Origin of the sequence: Vibrio sp. 03-59-1 (assembly GCF_013114135.1) — a bacterium.
GTDB lineage: Bacteria > Pseudomonadota > Gammaproteobacteria > Enterobacterales > Vibrionaceae > Vibrio > Vibrio cortegadensis.
In genome coordinates this window covers 1-1,697 of sequence record NZ_VTYA01000058.1, presented here as the reverse complement: position 1 = coordinate 1,697, position 1,697 = coordinate 1, and the positions used below count along the sequence as shown (strand labels likewise).

At 39.4% G+C, this 1,697-nt stretch carries 3 protein-coding genes; all 3 read left to right on the top strand.

Translation table 11 applies throughout. The features are described 5' to 3' along the window. The first annotated feature begins 116 nt into the window (after window positions 1-116). A complete protein-coding gene (locus F0249_RS19835) occupies window positions 117-563 on the top strand; it encodes a GNAT family N-acetyltransferase (protein WP_171757624.1) in 447 nt (148 codons plus the stop codon). A 138-nt stretch (window positions 564-701) separates the two neighbouring features. Next, window positions 702-1,319, top strand: a complete 618-nt coding sequence (locus F0249_RS19830; RefSeq protein WP_171757623.1) for a DUF2971 domain-containing protein — start codon at window positions 702-704, stop codon at window positions 1,317-1,319. A 220-nt stretch (window positions 1,320-1,539) separates the two neighbouring features. Beyond that, window positions 1,540-1,697: S4 domain-containing protein (locus tag F0249_RS19825; RefSeq protein WP_253825360.1), on the top strand; the 158-nt coding region annotated here is incomplete at its 3' end.

Sequence of the window (1,697 nt, the reverse complement as noted above, 5' to 3'; positions counted from 1 at the left end):
TAGTCTCCAAATTTAGCTGTTTGACACACTAATTATGGCTCTGGCTTTAAGCTAACCCACGAAATTGGAGGCTAGCACCTCGTGGGGGTCATTATGTCTATGTGCTCGGAGGAAATATGGAAATTCAGAAGGCTCTAAAAACGGATTTAGGCGCAGTAACAAGGCTTGTTTCAGAGGTCTCTGCCAAGGATGTGCTTCCATTGCTTAATGAGCAAGGAAAGCAAGAATATAAGGACAGAGTATTACCTGACCTAGCGTCGACTCTAGATGATGAGAAGTTTTCATCAATTAAGGCGGTATCGGATGGGGAAGTTCTAGGTTTTGCCGCTTTGCGTGGTGGAAATTATCTAACCCATTTGTTTGTAGCAAATTCACAGCAGGGTTCAGGTTTAGGTCGTACTTTATTGAATCATTTGCTTAATCAGACAGACGCTCGTGAAGTTAGCCTACGTTCATCGGTGAATGCTGTTGGCTTTTACAATCGTAATGGTTTCGTAGCAACAGGTGATGAAGCAGAGTTCAACGGAATTCGGTTCGTGCCAATGTCTTTAGTGCGCACATAACAAGCAATTTAAGAGGGATTCACAACGCTTGGCACTTTTGCTTCTACTTCAAATTTAGTGTTTACGGTACAATGCGTTAAGTTGGGTGGAGGAGTTGTTCACCCCTTAATTGGGCGTTAGGCTTCAAATGGAGAACACATGAGAGTTTATCACTTCATGGCAAAGAAATATGCCATAGAAAATTTGGAAAAATCGAGACTAAAAATAGCAACGTTGGATAACTTGAATGACCCATTTGAGTTCTTTCCTAATGTAACCAATACATCTAATGAAGCTCTCGCTGACTTTAGGCATCATTTTGATGGGATTTTAGGTGTTTTGTGTTTCAGTAAACGGTTAGGGCATCCTGTTCAGTGGGCTCATTACGCCGATAATCACAGTGGTATCTGCTTTGAGTTCGAGATTCCTAAAAAGTATTTAAGCAAAATTAAATATGTAAGCTCTCCTATGAAAATTAGTCGTAACCGTGATGATTGGAAAAATAAGATACCTGCGGCAACTCTATGCAAATATAAAGGTTGGAGGTATGAGAGAGAATATCGTCTTCCATTGGATCTAAGATCGGATGAAATTCAACAAGATGACAATGGGTTACTTTTTATGCCTTTCTCTGATGAGCTAAAACTAGTAAATGTTTATAGTGGTCTAAAGTGTGTTTTATCCGAAGAAGAGCGTGCAATATTTCTAAAACATGAAATTTCAATAACCAAAATGTTACAAAGACCTAAATCATATACTTTGGTGCCTGAAGCCTAACAAAGCGTTTAAGACGGATTCCCAACGCTTGGCATTTTCGGCTTACTTCAGTCTAAGTGTTTATGTCACAATGGTTTAGGTTGGGTGGTAGCGTTGCTCACCACTTAACGCGGCGTTATACACAAAGGCTCATAAATCACTTATTTATCAGTCAATTGTTGCTTATTTGCAGTGAGAACGGATAATGTCGGGCTCTTCTTTACTCTAAATGTTGCTGATAATGCGCCTTGATAAATTTGTGTGTAAAAGCACTGAGTTAACAAAAACCGAAGCAATCCAACAGATTAATTCTGGCCGGGTTATGGTCAATGACGATGTTGTTATGAATGAGGCAACTCAAGTTCATGAAAATAATATGATATTGTTGAATGGTGTTAA